Source organism: Paraburkholderia nodosa (genome assembly GCF_001718195.1).
GTDB lineage: Bacteria > Pseudomonadota > Gammaproteobacteria > Burkholderiales > Burkholderiaceae > Paraburkholderia > Paraburkholderia nodosa_A.
Map to the genome: position 1 here is coordinate 61,161 of NZ_MCNV01000010.1, position 19,408 is coordinate 80,568.

A 19,408-nucleotide genomic window follows, 5' to 3' on the forward strand; every position below is an offset into this window, starting at 1 on the left:
CGCATACCGGTGTTCCCAATTTGTGATTTTACGATGGCATATCGGCTTCCTATACTCGCCCGGAAAACGTACCGATGAAGTACCGATTCCGGAGACAGCCCCGCCATGAACGCCCCAGACCGTGCCGCCGTAGACGCTGCATCGCTAGCCGCATCCGTTTCGCTCGACGATAAATACACGCTAGAAAAGGGCCGCGTGTACATCAGCGGCACCCAGGCGCTGGTACGCCTGCCCATGCTGCAAAAGGCGCGCGACCGCAAGGCCGGCCTGAATACCGCGGGCTTCGTCTCGGGCTATCGCGGCTCGCCGCTCGGCGCGCTCGACCAGTCGCTCTGGAAGGCGAAAAAGCACCTCCAGGCCCACGACGTCGTGTTCCAGCCCGGCGTGAACGAAGACCTCGCCGCCACCGCCGTGTGGGGCACGCAGCAGATCAATCTCTGGCCCGGCGCGCAGCGCGACGGCGTGTTCGGCATGTGGTACGGCAAGGGCCCCGGCGTCGACCGCACCGGCGACGTGTTCAAGCACGCCAACTCCGCGGGCAGCGACGCGCGCGGCGGCGTGCTCGTGCTCGCGGGCGACGACCATGCGGCGAAGTCGTCGTCGGTTGCGCACCAGTCCGAGCACGCGCTCATCGCGGCGGGCATTCCCGTGCTCTATCCCGCGAACGTGCAGGAATATCTCGACTACGGTTTGCACGGCTGGGCCATGAGCCGCTACTCCGGCTTGTGGGTCGCCATGAAGTGCGTGACCGACGTGATCGAATCGACCGCGTCGATCGACCTGGACCCGGATCGCGTGGCAATCGTCACGCCCGCCGACTACACCATGCCCGAAGGCGGGCTCAATATCCGCTGGCCCGACACGCCGCTCGCCCAGGAAGCGCGCCTGCTCGACGAGAAGTGGTACGCCGCGCTCGCCTATGTGCGCGCGAACCGCCTGAACCGCGTGGTGATCGATTCGCCGCGCGCGCGCTTTGGCATCATGACCGCGGGCAAGGCGTATCTCGACGTGCGCCAGGCGCTCACCGACCTCGGTCTCGACGACGAAACCTGCGCGCAGATCGGCGTGCGCGTGCTCAAGGTGGGCTGTGTGTGGCCGCTCGACGCGCAGGACGCGCGCGGCTTCGCCACCGGGCTCGAAGAAATTCTCGTGGTGGAGGAAAAGCGCCAGATTCTCGAATACGCGCTCAAGGAAGAGCTCTACAACTGGCGCGAAGACGTGCGTCCCAAGATCTACGGCAAGTTCGACGAGCGCGACAACGAAGGCGGCGAATGGTCGGTGCCGCGCGGCAACTGGCTGCTGCCTGCGCACTACGAACTCTCGCCCGCACTGATCGCCAAGGCCATTGCGCGGCGTCTCGCGCGCGCCGACGTGCCCGCGGAGGTGCGTGCGCGTATGCTCGCGCGCGTGGCGATCATCGAGGCGAAGGAACGTGAGGCAGCGAAGCCGCGCGTGACGGTGGAGCGCAAGCCGTGGTTCTGCTCGGGCTGTCCGCACAACACCTCGACGAATGTGCCCGAAGGCTCGCGTGCGCTGGCGGGCATCGGCTGCCACTACATGTCGATGTGGATGGACCGCAAGACGGAAACGTTCAGCCAGATGGGCGGCGAGGGCGTGGCGTGGCTCGGCCAGATGCATTTCTCGGGCGACAAGCACGTGTTCGTGAATCTCGGCGATGGCACGTACTTTCACTCAGGACTGCTGGCGATTCGCGCGGCCATCGCATCGAACGCCAACATCACCTACAAGATTCTCTACAACGACGCGGTGGCGATGACGGGTGGCCAGCCCGTGGACGGCGTGCTCACCGTGCCGCAGATCGCGCATCAGGTGCATGCCGAAGGGGCGAAGCGCATCGTCATCGTCACGGACGAGCCGCAAAAATACGACTCGAATATCGTCTTGCCGGCGGGCGTGGATGTTCACCATCGCGACCAGCTCGACAGCGTGCAGCGCACGTTGCGCGAAATCGCCGGCACCACCGTGCTGATCTACGACCAGACCTGCGCCACCGAAAAGCGCCGTCGCCGCAAGCGCGGCGCCTATCCCGACCCGGCGCGCCGCGCGTTCATCAACGACGCCGTGTGCGAGGGCTGCGGCGACTGCTCGGTGCAATCGAACTGCCTGTCCGTCGAGCCGCTCGACACGCCGCTCGGCACGAAGCGCAAGATCAACCAGTCGTCGTGCAACAAGGACTTTTCGTGCGTGAAGGGCTTTTGCCCGAGCTTCGTGACGGCCGAGGGCGCGCAGTTGCGCAAGCCGCGCGCGGCGAACGTGTCCAGCGCCGCAGCGATCGATTTCGACGCGCTGCCCATGCCGGTGCTCCCGCAACTGGCGAAGCCTTACGGCATCCTCGTGACGGGCGTGGGCGGCACGGGTGTCGTGACCATCGGCGGCCTGATCGGCATGGCCGCGCATCTTGCAGGCAAGGGCGTGACCGTGCTCGACATGGCCGGGCTCGCGCAAAAGGGCGGCGCCGTGCTGAGCCACGTGCAGGTGGCGGCGACGCCCGCCGCCTTGCACGCCACGCGCATCGCCACGGGCGAGGCGCGCCTCGTGATCGGCTGCGATGCGATCGTCTCCGCTTCGGGCGACGTGCTCTCGCGCACCCAGCATGGCGTGACGGTCGCGGCGATCAACAGCGGCGCGACGCCGACCGCGGAATTCGTCAAGAATCCGAAGTGGACGTTTCCGGGCGCGCAAACCGAGGCTGAACTGCGTGCGAGCATCGGCGAGGGCTGTGCGTTCGTGGACGCCAATGCGCTCGCGTTGGCCTTGCTCGGCGACACGATCTACAGCAATCCGCTGCTGCTGGGCTATGCGTGGCAAAAGGGTTGGCTGCCGCTCGAACTCGCGCATCTGCGTCGCGCGATCGAACTCAACGCCGTGGCCGTGGAGAAGAACCAGCAGGCGTTCAACTGGGGCCGCTACGTCGCGCATCATGGCGAGGCGGTCGTGCGCGCGCTCACCAGGACGCAGGCAGAGCCGCAAGCCGTCGTTCTGCGCATGCCCGAATCGCTCGACAAGGTGATCGCCGCGCGCGAAGCGCTGCTCACGGCGTATCAGAACGCCGCCTATGCGCAGCAGTATCGCCGCGTGGTCGAGCGCATTCGCGTGAAAGAGACAGCGCTTGGCTGCGACGCGAAGCTGCCGCTCACGCGCGCCGTTGCCGTGAATCTCGCGAAGCTCATGGCCTACAAGGACGAATACGAGGTCGCGCGTCTCTACGCCGATCCCGCGTATCTGCAGAAGCTGCGTGAGCAGTTCGAAGGCGAGCCGGGACGCGACTACAAGCTGAACTTCTGGCTCGCGCCGCCGCTCTTCGCGAAGCGCGACGAGCACGGTCATCTCGTGAAGCGCCGTTTCGGTCCGTGGGTGCTGCCGGTGTTGCGCACGCTGGCCCGCATGAAGGGGCTGCGCGGGACGGCGTTCGACGTGTTCGGCAAGACCGGAGAGCGTCGCGACGAACGCCGCTCGATTGCGCAATACGTCGCGCTCGTGGACGAATTCTGCGCGAGCCTCGACGCCCAGCGCCTGCCCGTCGCGCTGCAGCTGGCGGCGCTGCCCGACGAGATTCGCGGCTTCGGCCACGTCAAGGCGCGCAATCTCGCGGCGGCCGGCAAAAGGCAGGAGCGCTTGCTGGCCGACTACCGCACGAGCGCAGCGATGCGCGCCACGGCGTAAGAAGCCATCGAGCGATCAGGGCAGCAGGCGCCTGCCGAGCAAGCGCGGCAGGCGCAGCGCGAAGCCGCTCACGAGCCGCAGATGCATGCCCGCGAGCAGCAGGTTGTCGCGCACATAGTTGAAATGCGAGACCCCGCCTTCATCGGCGCCGAAGTAACGCACCGGCGCTTCGATCTGGATGGGCCGCACGCCGGCCCAGCACAGGCGCACGGCGGCTTCGGGATCGAAGTCGAAGCGGCGCATCCACGTCTGGCGGTGCATGATCGCCTTCAGTGGCGCGATCGGGTACACGCGAAAGCCGTATAGCGAGTCGCCAATGCCGGCCCACAGCGTCTCGAAGTCGGCGAAGAAGTTCGACAGGCGTCGTCCCTGCACGCGCAATTGCGGCGCGCTCGCGTCGAACTTCGGCAGGCCCAGCACCATGGCGTCGGGCGCGGCCTGCGAGGCGGCCATGAATTCGGGAATCAGCGCGGCGGGGTGCTGGCCGTCGGAGTCCATCGTCAGCACGTGGGTGAATCCGCGCGCCGCGGCGGCTTCGAGCCCCGCGAGCACCGCGCCGCCCTTGCCCCGGTTGTCGGGCAGCACGATGACGTGCAGGCCGGGGTCGTCGTTGGCCATGGCCTGCAGGCGCGCGGCGCTGCCGTCCGTGCTGCCGTCCACCACGACCCACACGGGGTTCCATTGCGCGCGTGCGCTGCGCACGGTTTCGTCGAGCTTGGCGCCCGGGTTGTAGCTCGGGATCAGGACGAGATGCGTGGACGAAGGCGTGGCCATGGCAGCGGGTGCCTCGACAGCGTGAGACCCTGTAAAAATTCTAGGTCGCGCCGCTGCGCGCGCATAACCGCCCGGGCGGACGTCCGGCGCATCGTGCGCGGGGACGTCGTATCCGGATGCTTCGGCGCTCGCGCCCGTGCTGGTGCCGGGCGCGGAGCGCGACTGCCGCTTTGCGTCGAAGGGTTGCACAGACACTCGTATTTCCTCAGAGGATGCAGCAGCGGAAAACGCGCCGCGTGTTCAAGCCAGGCCGCCGTTGATCGAGAGCACTTGCCCTGTCACATAGGCGGCCGCGTCGGACACCAGGTACGCCACCATGCCCGCGACTTCCTCGGGCTGGCCGGCGCGCTGCGCGGGCACGAGCTGCTTGATGCGCTCGGCGGGAAACGCGTGCTCCGCCATGGGCGAAGCGATGATACCGGGCGCCACGGCGTTCACCGTGATGCCGCGCGAGGCCAGCTCCAGCGAGAGCGATTTCGTTGCGCCGATCAGCCCGGCCTTCGCGGCCGCGTAGTTCGCCTGGCCGCGATTGCCCATCACGCCCGCGAGCGAGGCGATGTTGACGATGCGCCCGTGGCGCGTACGGATCATCGGCATGAGGAGCGGCTGGGTCACGTTGAAAAAGCCGTTGAGCGAGACGTCGATCACGCGGCGCCATTGCTCCCGGCGCATGCCCACCAAGGGCGCGTCGTCGTGAATGCCCGCGTTGTTCACCAGGATCTGCACGGGCGCGTCGTCCACGAGCCGCGCGAGCGCGGCTTGGGCCGCGTCGGCGTCGGTCACGTCGAAGGCGATGGCGTGCGCGCTGCCGCCCGCCGCGACGATGCGCTGCGCGACGGCTTCGGCCTCGGCCAGACGCCGGTTCGCGTGCACCCAGACCTCGTGGCCCGCCTGCGCGAGCGCCACGCTGATGGCCTGTCCGAGTGCGCCGCTGCCGCCTGTCACGAGTGCACGCATGGGTTTTCCTCCCTCAATCCTGGCCAGGTCCTGGCCTGCGCCGGCAGTCATGGCACTACGCGCCGCGCACGTCAGCGCACCCGGTGCGCCGCGACGTAGGCGGCCAGCGAGCCGAGCGTCGCGAAGATCTTTTCGTTTTCCGGATTGTCCGAGCGCAGCTCGAAGCCGTACTTCTTCGAGATCAGCAGCGCAATTTCCAGGATGTCGATCGAGTCGAGCCCGAAGCCTTCGCCGTAGAGCGGAGTGTCGGCGCCCACTTCGTCGAGCGAGACATCTTCGAGATTCAGCTCTTTCACGATCTGCGTGGCGAGCTCTTGTTCCAGTGCGTTCATCATGCGTGGGCTCTCCGGGCGTGCGGGTCGAAAGCGCCGGCCACCCGTTTTTAGGGTTCGTTTGATGTAAAAGTTACCAGGATTCTAAGTGAAGGGTATCGGTGCGTATACCGTGCTCCCAGCCGAAAGGGTTACAGAGGGTCGGTGCCAGGCGCCGCGCTTTTTTGGGATCGGAACGCGCGAGACGCTTGCACGGCTTCGGGCCTGTCTGGATCGGACAAAAACCCCGCCTGACGCGATTCCGAACATTCAGTTACAAACCGGCATCCGGCAGGACAGGTGATCGGGTCCCGCCAATCTTAAAATGTGCGTGCCTGAACACGCTTGCAAGAAACCGGCCCGATACTTGCGTTTCTTAAGAGGATTCGGGGCGCTTGCCTCACCCTACGATTCACTTACGAGTCCATTTGCGATATTTGCCAGATGCCCTCTTTGCTTAGCCAGACCGCCCTGGGTCGCACCGGGGCCGACCGCCCGCCGGCGCCCTGCGTACGGCCCTCTGGCGCGCGCGTGCGCGGAGGCGGGCGGTGAGCGCCGTGGCCGCGGCAGCGCGCGCGGCGCTTGGAGTGGCGGCTGTGGCCGCCTGGGAAATCGGCGCGCACTACGCGGTCGCGACGCCCGGCGCGCACGGCTTCGGCCTGGCCATGGCGCTGGTGCCCCCGCTCGCGATCGCGCCGGCCGCCGCCGCGCGTTCGCCGCGCCGGGCGTGGCTGCTGCCGCTGTGGACGCTCGTGGTGCTCGCGCTATGGTTCATGCGCACGCCGCTTGCTTGGCACTTTGAGTGGGGACTGTATCTGGAGCATGTGAGCTTCAACCTCGCGATGGCGTTGCTGTTCGGGCGCACGCTCGCGGCGGGGCGCGTGCCGCTTTGCACGCAGTTCGCGTCGATGATTCACGGCGGCGCGCTGACGCCGTCCGTCGCGCGCTATACGCGCCAGATCACGCTCGCATGGACGGTTTTTTTCGTCGCGATTGCCGGCGTTTCGACGCTGATGTTCGCGGTTGCACCGATCGTCGCGTGGTCGACGTTCGCCAACTATCTGGCGTTGCCGCTCGTGGCGGTGATGTTCGTCGCCGAGCACGCATGCCGGCGTTTCGTGCTGCCCGGCGAGGCGAATGCCGGCATGCTCGACGCGATTCGCGCATACCGGCAGACGACCCAGGCGCACGCGGAGCATTCCTGATCATGGACGCCGCTCGCCAGCCTGAATCAAAGCAGGGAACAACGCAGGAATCCGTATTGACTGAAGTTATGCAGACTCATCCGCTCGTTTTTCATACGTCGCCCGATCAGGTCATGGCCTGGCGCGACGGCGCGCCCGTCACGGTGCGCGCGTTCCTCGCCGATGTCACGCGTGTGGCCGCGGCACTGCCGGCGGGCGGCCACGTATTCAACGTTTGCCGCGACCGCTACCGCTTTACCGTGGGCCTGTGCGCGGCGCTCGTCTCTGGCCGCATCAGCCTGCTGCCCTCGACGCAGACGCCGGAAACGGTGCGCCAGCTCGCCTCGTTCGCACCCGACGCGTTCTGCCTGCACGACGCGCCCGATTGCGCCATCGACCTGCCGCGTTTCGCGTATCCCGAAGCCCGGCAGGAAGCCGACGGGCACGCGCCGTTCGCCGTCCCGCGGATCGACGCCTCGCGCGTCGCGGCCTACGTGTTCACGTCGGGGTCCACCGGCGCGCCGGTGCCGCATGCCAAGACGTGGGGCGTGCTGGTGGCGGGCGTGCGCGCGTCGGCCGAGCGGCACGGCCTGCTCGCCGCGCGCGACTGCACGATCGTCGGCACGGTGCCGCCGCAGCACATGTATGGCTTCGAAGTGACCGTGTTGCTGCCGCTGATCGGTGGCTTCGCGTTCAGCAACCGGCTGCCGTTCTATCCCGTCGATATCCGCGACGAACTCGAAGCCGTGCCGCAGCCGCGCGTGCTCGTGACCTCGCCGATCCATCTGCGCGCGCTGCTCGCCACCGATCACGCGCTGCCGCCGGCCGAGCTGGTGCTCTCCGCCACCGCGCCGCTCTCGGAAAAGCTCGCGCTCGAAGCGGAAACGCGCTTGAAGGCGCCGCTCGTCGAAATCTACGGCAGCACCGAAACCGGCCAGATCGCGACGCGCCGCACCGCGAAGGGCGCAACGTGGCAACTGTTCCCGCAGGTTCGCTTCGAAGCGCGCGCAAGCGCGGTCCAGGACGACGAAGGCTCCACGATGTGGGTTTCGGGCGGCCACGTGGAAGAGCCGGTGCCGATGGGCGACGCCATCGAACTGCTCGACGCGCAGCGTTTCCTGCTGCACGGACGCAAGGCGGACCTCATCAACATCGCGGGCAAGCGGACCTCGCTCGCCTACCTCAACCATCAGCTCAACGCGATTCCTGGCGTGGTGGACGGCGTGTTCTTCATGCCCGCGCACCTCGAGCACGATGCGCATACGGGACACGACATCGTGCAGCGCCTCGTCGCGCTCGTCGTCGCGCCCACGCTCACGCTTGCCGATCTGCAGCGCGCGCTGCGCGAGCGCATCGATCGCGCGTTTCTGCCGCGTCCGCTGCTGTTCGTCGATTCCCTGCCGCGCAACGACACCGGCAAGCTGCCGCATGACGTGCTCGCGGCGTTCGTCGCGCGGCAGATGCGCGGCGGCCTCGCGCCCGCCAAGCGGGAAGCGGGCGACGCTTTGGCCAAACCGGCGTCAACGCTTTCGTTCGCGATTCCCGCCGATCATCCCGCGCTGCCGGGCCACTTCCCGGGTCACCCGATCGTGCCCGGCGTCGTGCTGCTCGATCACGCCATCGACGCGATCGGCGACGCGCTGAACCGGCCGTTCACCACGTTCAAGCTCGGCACCGCGAAATTCCTGAGCCCGGCTGCGCCTGGCGAAACGCTCGACCTCGCCTGGGACGCGGCGGCGAGCGGCGCGATCCGCTTCACGTTGCGCGCGGGCGCGCGCGATGTCGCGAGCGGCGTCATCAGCGACGAAAAAACCGGAGCGCAGCCATGACGAAGCGCACCGACTGGGCGAACCAGCAGGAGCGCAGCAATACGCTGCTCCTGCGCATCATGACGTGGCTCTCGCTGCGCCTCGGCCGCCGCGCGGGCCGCGTGCTGCTGCATTTGATCGCGCTGTATTTCGTGCTGTTTTCGCCGCGCGCGTGCGCCGCCTCGCGCGATTACCTGCGCCGCGTGCTGGGCCGCCCGGCGCACTGGCGCGATATCTACCGCCACGTGTTTACATTCGCGTCGACGATTCACGACCGCATCTACCTGGCGAACGCGCGCTTCGACATGTTCGATATCCGCCCGCACGGCCATACGCTCGTGGACGAGACGCTCGCCAAGGGGCGCGGCGTGTTCCTGATGGGCGCGCATCTCGGCAGCTTCGAGATCGTGCGCGCGCTCGGCCGCACGCGGCCCGACCTGCGCGTGGTCGTGACGATGTACGAAGAGAACGCGCAGAAGATCAACGCGACGCTCGCCGCCGTGAATCCCGCGGCGAAGCCCGAAGTGATCGGGCTCGGCCAGGTTGGCTCGATGCTGAAGGTGCACGAGCGTCTTGACCAGAACTGCATGGTGGGTATGCTCGCGGACCGCACGCTGCTCGCCGACGACGCCGCCACCATGCGCCGTATGGCGTTTCTCGGCGAACCGGCGGCGTTCCCGCTCGGGCCGCTCTACATGGCCGCGATGCTCAAGCGCCCGGTGCTGTTCATGACGGGCCTGTATCGCGGCGGCAATCGCTACGACGTGCACTTCGAAACGCTGGCGGACTTCACCGACGTGCCGCGCGAGTCGCGCCAGCGCGCCATCGACGCGGCGCTCGTGCGCTACGTGACCCTGCTCGATCGCTATTGCCGCCTGGCGCCGTACAACTGGTTCAACTACTACGACTTCTGGCAGGGCGGCAGGCAGGGCGCGATGGTTGGCGCAACGGCATCGGCAACTGCGGCGGCGAGCACTGCAGCGCGTGCGCCGGCCACGGTGCGCCGCCGCGAGACGCGCCCCCATGCCGAGCTACCTGTGCACGAGGTGACCGACGCATGAGCGCGAACCGCCGTTGCGCAACCTTGCGCACTCGCTGCCAGCGTGCGCTGGCGAGCGCCGCTTTCCTAGCCGCTTCCGTCATGACGGCGGCCGCGCCTGCCGTGCCGGCACAGGCCGCCGAAACCGCGCAGCCCGCGTGGACGCTCGACCGCCTGATGTCCACGCTCGCGCAGCGCAAGTCCGGCCGTGCGAGCTTCACCGAGACGAAGTACCTCTCGATTGCGACACAGCCCGTGGAGTCGTCGGGCGAACTCGTGTTCGTCGCGCCCGATCATCTGGAAAAGATCACGCAGAACCCGAAGCCCGAGCACCTCGTGGTGGACGGCGACATGCTCACCGTGCAGCGCGAGAACCACAAGTACACGCTGGCGCTCGCGCGCTATCCGGAACTGGGTGCGTTCATCGAGAGCATCCGTGCGACGCTCGCAGGCAACCGCTTCGCGCTGGAGCAGGTGTACAAGGTCGCGCTCACGGGTGAGGGCGACGACTGGACGCTCACGCTCACGCCGCTCGACTCGCGCATGCGCAAGGTAGTGAGCACCATCACGATCGACGGCACGCGCGACGCGATGCGCAGCGTCGCGATCCAGCAGGCAGACGGCGATCATTCGGTGATGCGCCTGCATGCCCTTTCCGCGGACGCGAACTGATGGACCCGCGCGCCCATCCGGTCCTTGCGCGCGGCGTCGCGCTCGTGCAGCGCCGCGCCGTTGCGGTGTGGCTGCTGTGCCTCGTCGCGTGCGCGGTGGCGATCGGCCGCGCGAACTTCACCGCCGATCTCTCGGCGTTTCTGCCGCGCTCGCCGAGCCCCACGCAGCAAGTGCTCGTCGATCAACTGCGCGACGGGCTGGCGTCCCGGCTCATTCTGATCGGCATCGACGGCGGCTACGAGAGCACGCGCGCGGAGCTTTCGCGCCGCGTGGCGGCGAGCCTGCGCGCCGACCCGCAATTCGTGGCGATCCACAACGGCTCGGGCCAGAACGACGCGCGCGACGAGCAGTTCATGTTCGCCCACCGCTATGTGCTGAGCCCCGCGGTCACGCCGCAACACTTCACGGAACAAGGGCTGCACGAAGCGCTGGGCGAGAGCCTCGATCTGCTGACTTCGTCGGCGGGGCTGGTTGCCAAGGACCTGCTGCCGCGCGACCCGACGGGCGAAGTGGCGGCGATGGTCGGCCAGCTCGATAGCGCGGCGCAGCCTGCGAGCCGCGGCGGCGTTTGGGCCTCGCGCGACGGCCGGCGCGCCGTGCTGGTGGCGCAAACGGCGGCCGCCGGCTCCGACACGGACGCCCAGTCCCGCGCCATCGACGCCGTGCGCGCCGCTTTTGCCGCCGCCACGCGCACCTTGCCCAATGCTTCGGCCTACCAGGTATCGCTGACGGGGCCGGGCGTGTTCGGGGTCGCCACGCGCGACGCGATTCGCCACGACGTGGAACGCCTCTCCACCCTGAGCCTCGTGCTGATCGTCGCGCTGCTGCTCACGCTGTACCGTTCGCCGCGCACGCTGGGGCTCGGGCTCCTGCCGGTGTTCTCGGGTGTGGCGGCGGGCATTGCGACGGTTTCGCTCGTGTTCGGCACGGTGCATGGCTTGACGCTCGGCTTCGGCACGACACTGATGGGCGAGGCGGTGGACTACTCGATCTATCTGTTCGTGCAGTCGTCGCAGGGTGGCCCCCGCGGCGCGCCTCAGGGCCGCGAGTCGATGCGCGCATGGCTCGCCGCTTACTGGCCGACCATCCGCCTTGGCGTGCTGACCTCGGTGTGCGGCTTCGCGACGATGCTGTTCTCGGGCTTCCCCGGCCTCGTGCAACTCGGGCTCTATTCGATCGCGGGCCTCGTGAGTGCCGCGCTCGTCACGCGATTCGTGCTGCCGCAACTGTCGGGCGGAGCAGTCGCGATCCGCGATGTGTCGCGTATCGGCGCGGCGCTCGCGCGCCTGGCGCACGCCGCACCGCGCCTGCGTTGGCCGCTCGCGGCGCTCGTGCTCGCCGCGCTCGCGTCGCTCTGGCTGCATCGCGACGACCTCTGGAGCCACGAGCTTGCCGCCTTGAGCCCCGTGCCCGCCGCGAGCCAGGCGCTCGACACGCGCCTGCGCGCGGACGTGGGCGCGCCCGACGTGCGCTATCTCGTGGTGATTCCGGCCGCGAGCGAGCAGGCCGCGCTCGAAGGCGCGGAGAAGGTCGGCGCGCAGTTGCAGCCGCTCGTCGAGCGTGGTGTGCTGGGCGGCTTCGAGAGCCCCGCGCGCTACCTGCCGAGCGACGCCACCCAGCGTGCACGCCTCGCGAGCCTGCCCGGCAAGGACGTGCTCACGGCGCGCCTGCAGGAGGCGCTCAGGAACCAGCCGGTGGATGTGAGGCCCGACGCCTTCGCGCCGTTCCTCGCCGACGTCGAGGCGGCGCGCAACGCGCCGCTCGTCACGCGTGCGGACCTCAAGGGCACGTCGATGGCGCTCGCCGTCGATGCGCTCCTGACCCAGCGCGACGGCCAGTGGAGCGCCATGCTCGCCTTGCGCGCGCCGCGCCATTCACAAGGCGCGCAGGCCATGAATACGCCGAGCCTCGACGCCAGCTCCGTGAGCGGCGCCGTCGCCCGTGCGAACGTGCCGGGCGCGCTCTTCGTCGACATGAAGGCCGAAGCCGACCGCATGTACGTGGACTACGTGCACGAAGACATTCGCCTCTCGCTCGCGGGTTTCGCCGTCATCGTCGTGCTGCTGGTGTTCGCGCTGCGCTCGTTCTCGCGTGCGGCGAGGGCGCTCGCGCCGCTCGTCGCGGCGGTGCTGGTCGTGGCCGCGGGATTCGCGCTGGCAGGCGTGTCGCTCACCATCCTGCACCTGGTCGGCATGCTGCTCATCGTCGCCGTGGGCTCGAACTATGCGCTGTTCTTCTGCAAGCGCGACGACGAAGCGGGCATCACGCCGCGCACGCTCGTCTCGCTCCTCGTCGCCAATCTCGCGACGGTGGCGGGCTTCGGCCTGCTCTCGCTGTCTCATGTGCCACTGCTCGAAACGTTCGGGCTGACGGTGGGGCCGGGCGCGATGCTCGCGCTCGTGTTCGCGGCGATTCTCGCGCCGCCGCTCGTGCACAGCAGCGACGAGGCGCACCTGAGCGCCGATACGCGCGACGAGCGGCGGCACGCTCGCCCGCGTACCGAACCCGCGCAGATGACCCACCCGCACGGAGGCCGCGCATGAATTCGGCTTCGTTGCGCGCTACGCATGCGACGCCCGCGTCCGCCACGGCGCGCCGCTGGAGGCCGTCGCCGTTCATAAGCGGCGCGGCGGCGCTGCACGCGGGAGCGGCCGCCGCCGTGGTCGCGCAGCCGCACGCGTGGCCGTGGGCCGCGGGCAGCGTGGTCGCGTCGCATCTCGCGCTGATCGCCGCGGGCCTATGGCCGCGCAGCGCGTTGCTCGGCCCGAACTGGACGCGCCTGCCCGAACACGCGGGGCAGCGCATCGCGCTCACCATCGACGATGGCCCGGACCCCGAAGTGACACCGCGAGTGCTCGACCTGCTCGACCACTTCGATGTTCGCGCAACCTTCTTCTGCATCGGCGATCTCGCGCGACGCCACCCGCATCTGGTCGAAGCGATCGTGGCGCGCGGCCATGCCGTCGAGAACCATAGCCAGCGCCATCGGCATACGTTTTCAGTCTCGGGGCCAATCGTGATGAAGCGCGAGATCGAGGCGGCGCAGCGCACGCTCACCGAAATCGCGGGGACGCCGCCGCGCTTTTTCCGCGCACCGGCGGGCCTGCGCAATCCGTTCCTCGAGCCGGTGCTGTGCGGCCTCGGCCTGCACCTCGCGAGCTGGACGCGGCGCGGCTTCGACACCCGCGCGAAAGAGGCCGGCACGGTCACGCACCGCCTGCTCGATGGCCTGGCTGCGCGCGACATCCTGCTCGTGCACGACGGCCACGCGGCGCGCGACGCAAGCGGCAAGCCGCTCGTGCTCGACGTTCTGCCATCGCTCCTGCGCGCCGCTGCAGAACGCCAGCTGCAGTGGACCACACTGCGCGCGTGCCTCGACGGCGAAGCCGGTCAACCCTGATCCACCGCTGCGCAAACGGAACGACTGACGTGAAACCACTGATCCTTTCGCATTTCACCGCTACCAGCTGCCTCGGGCGCGGGCTCGACGCGACGCTCGACGCGCTGCGCGGCAAGCGCGGGGGCCTCGCGCGCTGCGACTTCGCGCGCGCGGACCTCGATACGTGGATTGGCGAAGTGGCGGGCCTCGAGAGCGAGACGCTACGCGCCGACCTCGCGGACTATGCGTGCCGCAACCACCGTCTCGCGCAGATCGGCTTCACGCAGGACGGTTTCGCCGAACACATTCAGGCCGCCGTCGCGCGCTATGGCGCCGAGCGGGTGGGCGTGTTCGTCGGCACCAGCACCTCGGGCATTCTCGAAACCGAAAACGCCTACCGGCAGCGGGACCTGGAAAGCGGCGCGCTCAAGCCGGGCTTTCATTACGCGCAGACGCACAACCCGTTCGCGCTGGCCTCGTTCGTGCGCGCCTATTTTGGCCTGCGCGGCCCGGCCACGTCGATTTCTTCGGCCTGTTCCTCGGGCGCGAAGGTGTTTGGCTCCGCCCGCCGCATGATCGAAGCGGGGCTGATCGACGCGGCCGTGGTGGGCGGCGTCGATTCGCTCTGCCTGACGACGCTGTACGGTTTCAACTCGCTCGAACTGCTTTCGCGCGATCCGTGCCGCCCGTTCGACGTGAACCGCAACGGCATTTCGATTGGCGAGGCCGCGGCGTTCGCCTTCCTCGAGCGCACGCCCGACACGCTGGACGACGACGCCATCCTCCTGCTCGGCGTGGGCGAATCGAGCGACGCGCATCACATGTCGTCGCCGCATCCCGAAGGGCTCGGCGCGCGCGCCGCGATGGCGCAGGCGCTTTCCACCGCGGGCGTGGCCCCAGGAGAAATCGGCTACATCAATCTGCATGGCACGGCCACGCCGAGCAACGACGTTGCTGAAAGCCGCGCGATCAACGCACTGTTCGAGCGTACGCCATGCAGCTCGACCAAGGGCGCGACGGGGCATACGCTCGGCGCGGCGGGTGCGCTCGAAGCCGTGATCGCGGCGCTCGCGCTGCGCCATCGTTTCGTGCCCGCCGGCGTCAACACCACGCAGCCTGACGCCGCGCTCGGCCTCGACTACGTGCTGGAAAGCCGCGAAGTGCAAGTCGGCGCCGCACTCAGCAATTCATTCGGTTTTGGCGGCACGAACTGCAGCCTCCTGTTCGGGCGCGCGGACCGCGCACATCACGGATGACCGCCATGAAACTTTCCGTATTCATCGAAAGCGTCGGCGTGATCGGCCCGGGTCTCGCCAACTGGCCGCAGACGGCCGACGTGCTCGCCGCGCGCGCGCCCTACGTGAGCGCACGCACGGTGCTGCCGCCGCCGGAGGGGTTGCCGGCGGCAGAGCGCCGCCGCACCGGGGCCGTCGTCAAGACCGCGCTCGCCGTGGGCCACGAAGCCGTCGCGGCGAGCGGTCGCGACGCGACGACGCTTGCCGCCGTGTTCGCGGCCTCGGGTGGAGATGGTCAGAACTGCCACATAATTTGCGACGCGCTGGCAAGCGACGACCGCCTGCTTTCGCCCACGCGTTTTCACAACTCGGTGCATAACGCGCCCGCGGGCTACTGGAGCATCGCGACGCGCGACCGGGCCGCATCGAACGTGCTGTGCGCGCACGACGGCAGCTTCGCAGCGGGGCTGCTCGAAAGCGCGTGTCAGGTGGCCGTGGATGGCGTGCCCACCTTGCTGATCGCCTACGACGCCGACTATCCCGAGCCGCTGCACGCGTTGCGTCCCGTGGCCGATGCATTCGGCGTCGCGCTCGTGCTCGCGCCGCAGGCCAGCGCGACGACGCTCGCGCGCCTCGACGTGACGCTCACCGAAGCGCTCGCGACGCCGCTCGCCTCGCCTGAACTCGAAGCGCTGCGCACGAACAATCCCGCCGCGCGTGTGCTGCCGCTGCTCGAAGCGCTCGCGCGCATGGATGCATCCGGCCAGCGTGCGAGCGTGGTCATCGACTACATGCCCGAGCTGCGTGTGCAAATCGACGTCGAGCCCGTGGACGCGTCTGGAGAGGGGGCATGACGACGCAAGCCACTCTGCCCGCTACGCTCGCGGACGTGATCGCGAACGCCGCGCCGGGCGCGCCGCTCGACCGCGCATGGATCGCGGCGCGCATACCGCATAGCGGCGCGATGTGCCTGCTCGACGCGGTACAGTCATGGGATGAGACGCGTATCCGCTGCATCGCGACCAGCCATCGCGATCCGCACAATCCGCTGCGCTCGCGCGGCCGCCTTGCGACGGTGTGCGGCGTGGAGTACGCGGCGCAGGCCATGGCGGTGCATGGCGCGTTGCTCGGCGCACTGGACGGCGCAGAGGCCGAGCGTCCGCGCGTCGGTTTTCTTGCGAGCGTGCGCACGGTAGTGGCGCATATCGAGCGCCTCGACACGCTCGCCGCGCCGCTCGCGATCGAAGCCGAACGCGTGAGCGGCAGCGGCAACACGGTACTCTATGGTTTTACGGTGCGCGGCGAGGGCCGCGTGCTGCTTACGGGACGCGCGGCAGTCATGCTCGACGCGTCCGCAGTCATTCGATGACAATACAAAAGGGAGCCCGATGATGAAATCCAAACGGTCCATACTTGCCGCGCTCGTGCTGGGCATGGCCAGCACGATGGCGCACGCCGACCTTCACGAAGTGAAGGAGAACATCAAGCACGACTCGAAGGAAGCGGCCACGAAAACCGGCCACGCCGCACGCGACTTCGGCCACGCCACCGCGCACGCGGCGAAGACGGTGGGCCACGGCATCGCGCATGCGTCGCGCGAAGGTTACGAGGCCACCAAGCGCGCGACCAAGCGCGTGTTCCACAAGGACGGCAGCGGCGAAAGCAGCGAGAAGAGTCAGGCGTAAGGCGTTTTTTGCGATGTACCGGCGCGCGTAGGCGTTTACCCTCGCGAACCCCTACGCGCCGCCCATACCCCTCCACCCGGCGCGCCTTCCCGTCCGCGCCCTGTTATCCGGCTCGCCGCCGGCCCGTGCCTTTCGCCCCAACGCTTCAAGAATCGCGCCGCCCTTGCCGTTAACGCAGGGGCGGCGCAATCGCTCGCCTGACGGCGAGCGGTGTGCCGCGCACCACATTAGAGATCGAGCCGGCCGCGGGCGCTACCTGCACCACAGGCACCGCGGCAACAAGAGGGGAAGAAGGTATGGTCTATTCCCAAGCGGCGGGAGCGTTCGGCGCAGCGGGATCACGGGGCGGTCAGTCGGAGGTGTCGAAAGAACCGGACGGGCCAACCAGCGGGGCCGCGAACGGAACCGATGCGGCGCTCGCACAGGAGCGCAGCGTATTGCGGCTGGTGTCGCGCAGCATGCCGCTGCCGGAACTGCTGGCGGAAGTCTGCTGTCGCGCCGGGCGGCTGCTGGGCGCGGGCGCAAACTGTGCGGTCCTGCAACTCGATGCCGACGGCCAGCGCCTGCGCATCGGCAGTGCGCCGAACTTGCCGGCGCAGTATCACGCCGCGTTCGACGGCACGCCGGTCGGTTCCGGCACGAGCCCGTCCGGCACGGCGATCGCCGAGCGGCGCACGATATGCGTGGAGGACTACGAACTCGCGCACGAGTGGGGCGAGTACCGCCGCATCGCGCTCGACAGCGGCCTGCGCGCGGTCTGGACGACGCCGCTCGACGACGACAACGGCGGCGTGCTGGGCGCGCTCGCCGTGTACCAGAGCCGGCCCTGGCGGCCCAGCGCGGCCGAGGAGGCGCTGCTGTGCGACATCGCCCACAGCGTCGCGGCCATGCTCAACCAGCAGACCATGGCCGAGCGTCTCGCGCTCAGCGAGGAGCATCATCGCCTCGTGGTGGACCACCTCAACGAAGGCATCGTGATGCAGGCCCGCGACGACACCGTGCTCGCCTGCAATCGCAGCGCGCGGCGCCTCCTGCGCCTGCCCGAGCACGCTGTCGGCATGAGCATCATGCAGGTGATTCCGCGCGTGCTCGACGAAAGCGGCAAGCCCCTGCCCACCTCGAAGCGCCCGAGCATGAAGGCGCTCGAGACGGGCAAGCCGGTGCTCGGCGAGACCGTCGGCCTCGAACTCGCGGACGGCGAGATCGTCTGGGTGAGCGAGAACGTGCTGCCGATCTTCCGGCCCGGCGAAAGCGAGCCGATTTCCGTGGTGGTCTCGTTCACGGATATCGGGCCGGTGCGCGAGGCGCAGCAGCAATTGCGCTACCTCGCCACGCGCGACGCGCTCACAGGCCTGTACAACCGCACCTTCCTCGCCGATCGCATGCACGCGATGCTGGAGCGCGCTACGTGTTCGGCGAAGCCGGCGCTCCTCTTCGTCGATCTCGACGGGTTCAAGAAGGTCAACGACACGGGTGGCCACGAAGCCGGCGACTCGCTGCTGCGCGACGTGGGGCGGCGCCTCACCGGCTGCGTGAGCGAGGGGGACACGCTCGCACGCGTGGGTGGCGACGAATTCGTGATCGCGGTGTGCTGCTACAAGGGCGTGGACGACCTTGTCGCGCTTGCGCAGCGCGTGCTCGGCGCGCTTGCCGCGCCGTTTGCGGTCGCGGGCAACGAGTACTACCTGGGCGCCTCGATCGGCATCAGCCTGTATCCCGACGATGGCCGCAGCGCCGCCGCACTCATGCGCAACGCCGATTCGGCCATGTACGCGGCCAAGCAGCGCGGCACCAACCAGTTCCAGTTCTTCACGAACGAGTTGCGCCAGCACCTGCAGCGCCGTTTCCAGATCGAGCGGGGGCTGCGCCGCGCGCTCGCTTCGGGCGAACTGCGCCTCGTCTATCAGCCGATCGTGGATGGCGAAAGCGGCCGCATGATCGGCGCCGAGGCGCTGCTGCGCTGGGAGAGCGAGGAGCTCGGCCAGGTCTCGCCGGTGGAGTTCATCCCCGTGGCCGAGGACACCGGCATGATCATCCCGATCGGCCAATGGGTGCTCGAGCACGCGTGCCGCCAGGCCGCGCAGTGGCGGCGCCTCTTCGCGCCCGACTTCGTCATGGCGGTCAACTTCTCGCCGCGCCAGATCGCGGACGGGCTGGTCGAACAGGTGGAGGGGTGCCTCGCGCGCACGGGCCTCGCGCCCGACGCGCTCGAAGTGGAGATCACCGAAGGCATTCTGATGAGCGACAGCCAGAGTGTGCTGCCTCTCCTGCACGCGCTGAACGCCATTGGCGTGCGCATTTCAGTGGACGATTTCGGCACCGGCTACTCGTCGCTTTCGTATCTGAAGCGCTTTCCGCTGCACCATCTGAAGGTCGATCGCACGTTCGTGGCGGGTCTGCCCGACAACCGCGACTCCGTGGCGATCACCTCGGCCGTCGTGGCGATGGCGCATTCGCTCGGCATGCGCGTGACCGCCGAAGGCGTGGAAACGCCCGAGCAGGCGTCGTTTCTGCGCTCGCTGCGCTGCGAGCGGCAGCAGGGCTACCTGTTCGGCAGGCCGGTGAGCGCCCAGGGCTGCGCGGCGCTCCTGCGCGAGCATGCTGCTGGCCGCGTGCGCGAGGGCGTGTGAGCGTGTCCTGATCCGGCACGCTCGTGCGGGAGCGGCAGGCTCAAGATTTC

15 protein-coding genes are annotated in these 19,408 nt (G+C 68.7%); 12 read left to right on the forward strand and 3 right to left on the reverse strand.

Annotated features, from left to right (window positions below; all coding sequences use genetic code 11):
* Positions 1-105 precede the first annotated feature (105 nt).
* Positions 106-3,684 (forward strand): indolepyruvate ferredoxin oxidoreductase family protein, encoded by a 3,579-nt coding sequence (locus BFD71_RS18725; protein ID WP_069265797.1) that lies wholly within the window; start codon positions 106-108, stop codon positions 3,682-3,684.
* Positions 3,685-3,699: 15 nt separating this feature from the next.
* Here the strand turns inward: BFD71_RS18725 and BFD71_RS18730 are convergent, their stop codons facing one another.
* From BFD71_RS18730 to BFD71_RS18740, 3 genes are all read right to left on the reverse strand, one after another.
* On the reverse strand, positions 3,700-4,458 hold the full coding sequence (locus BFD71_RS18730; RefSeq protein ID WP_069265798.1) for a glycosyltransferase family 2 protein: 759 nt from the start codon (positions 4,456-4,458) through the stop codon (positions 3,700-3,702).
* Positions 4,459-4,698: 240 nt separating this feature from the next.
* The gene (gene fabG / locus BFD71_RS18735) at positions 4,699-5,415 is read right to left on the reverse strand and encodes a 3-oxoacyl-ACP reductase FabG (RefSeq protein WP_069265799.1); all 717 of its coding nucleotides are present in this window, start codon (positions 5,413-5,415) and stop codon (positions 4,699-4,701) included.
* A gap of 71 nt (positions 5,416-5,486) precedes the next feature.
* A complete protein-coding gene (locus tag BFD71_RS18740) occupies positions 5,487-5,747 on the reverse strand; it encodes a phosphopantetheine-binding protein (RefSeq protein WP_069265977.1) in 261 nt (86 codons plus the stop codon).
* Between the two features lie 527 nt (positions 5,748-6,274).
* Between BFD71_RS18740 and BFD71_RS18745 the strand changes: the two genes are divergently transcribed.
* From BFD71_RS18745 to BFD71_RS18795, 11 genes are all read left to right on the forward strand, one after another.
* Positions 6,275-6,931, forward strand: coding sequence for a hypothetical protein (locus tag BFD71_RS18745; RefSeq protein ID WP_069265800.1), 657 nt, complete (start codon positions 6,275-6,277; stop codon positions 6,929-6,931).
* A 68-nt stretch (positions 6,932-6,999) separates the two neighbouring features.
* On the forward strand, positions 7,000-8,739 hold the full coding sequence (locus tag BFD71_RS18750) for an AMP-binding protein (RefSeq protein ID WP_069265801.1): 1,740 nt from the start codon (positions 7,000-7,002) through the stop codon (positions 8,737-8,739).
* Positions 8,736-9,779: an LpxL/LpxP family acyltransferase gene (locus BFD71_RS18755; RefSeq protein ID WP_141710723.1), complete on the forward strand. Its 1,044-nt coding sequence runs from the start codon at positions 8,736-8,738 to the stop codon at positions 9,777-9,779. Before BFD71_RS18750 ends, BFD71_RS18755 begins: the two co-directional genes overlap by 4 nt.
* Positions 9,776-10,429 carry an outer membrane lipoprotein carrier protein LolA gene (locus tag BFD71_RS18760; protein ID WP_083245330.1) on the forward strand — a complete coding sequence of 218 codons (654 nt, stop codon included), beginning with the start codon at positions 9,776-9,778 and terminating at the stop codon, positions 10,427-10,429. Before BFD71_RS18755 ends, BFD71_RS18760 begins: the two co-directional genes overlap by 4 nt.
* Positions 10,429-12,972, forward strand: coding sequence for an MMPL family transporter (locus tag BFD71_RS18765; RefSeq protein ID WP_083245331.1), 2,544 nt, complete (start codon positions 10,429-10,431; stop codon positions 12,970-12,972). Before BFD71_RS18760 ends, BFD71_RS18765 begins: the two co-directional genes overlap by 1 nt.
* Complete coding sequence (locus tag BFD71_RS18770) at positions 12,969-13,829, forward strand: polysaccharide deacetylase family protein (protein ID WP_069265802.1); 861 nt, start codon at positions 12,969-12,971, stop codon at positions 13,827-13,829. The genes BFD71_RS18765 and BFD71_RS18770 overlap by 4 nt, the downstream gene beginning before the upstream one ends.
* Before the next feature lie 29 nt (positions 13,830-13,858).
* Positions 13,859-15,064 (forward strand): beta-ketoacyl-[acyl-carrier-protein] synthase family protein, encoded by a 1,206-nt coding sequence (locus BFD71_RS18775; RefSeq protein ID WP_069265803.1) that lies wholly within the window; start codon positions 13,859-13,861, stop codon positions 15,062-15,064.
* A gap of 5 nt (positions 15,065-15,069) precedes the next feature.
* Positions 15,070-15,897, forward strand: coding sequence for a beta-ketoacyl synthase chain length factor (locus BFD71_RS18780; RefSeq protein ID WP_069265979.1), 828 nt, complete (start codon positions 15,070-15,072; stop codon positions 15,895-15,897).
* Positions 15,894-16,412, forward strand: a complete 519-nt coding sequence (locus BFD71_RS18785; protein ID WP_256094800.1) for a hotdog family protein — start codon at positions 15,894-15,896, stop codon at positions 16,410-16,412. Before BFD71_RS18780 ends, BFD71_RS18785 begins: the two co-directional genes overlap by 4 nt.
* Before the next feature lie 22 nt (positions 16,413-16,434).
* Positions 16,435-16,728: a hypothetical protein gene (locus tag BFD71_RS18790; RefSeq protein ID WP_069265981.1), complete on the forward strand. Its 294-nt coding sequence runs from the start codon at positions 16,435-16,437 to the stop codon at positions 16,726-16,728.
* A 296-nt stretch (positions 16,729-17,024) separates the two neighbouring features.
* Complete coding sequence (locus BFD71_RS18795) at positions 17,025-19,358, forward strand: putative bifunctional diguanylate cyclase/phosphodiesterase (protein WP_069265804.1); 2,334 nt, start codon at positions 17,025-17,027, stop codon at positions 19,356-19,358.
* The last annotated feature ends 50 nt before the right edge of the window (positions 19,359-19,408 follow it).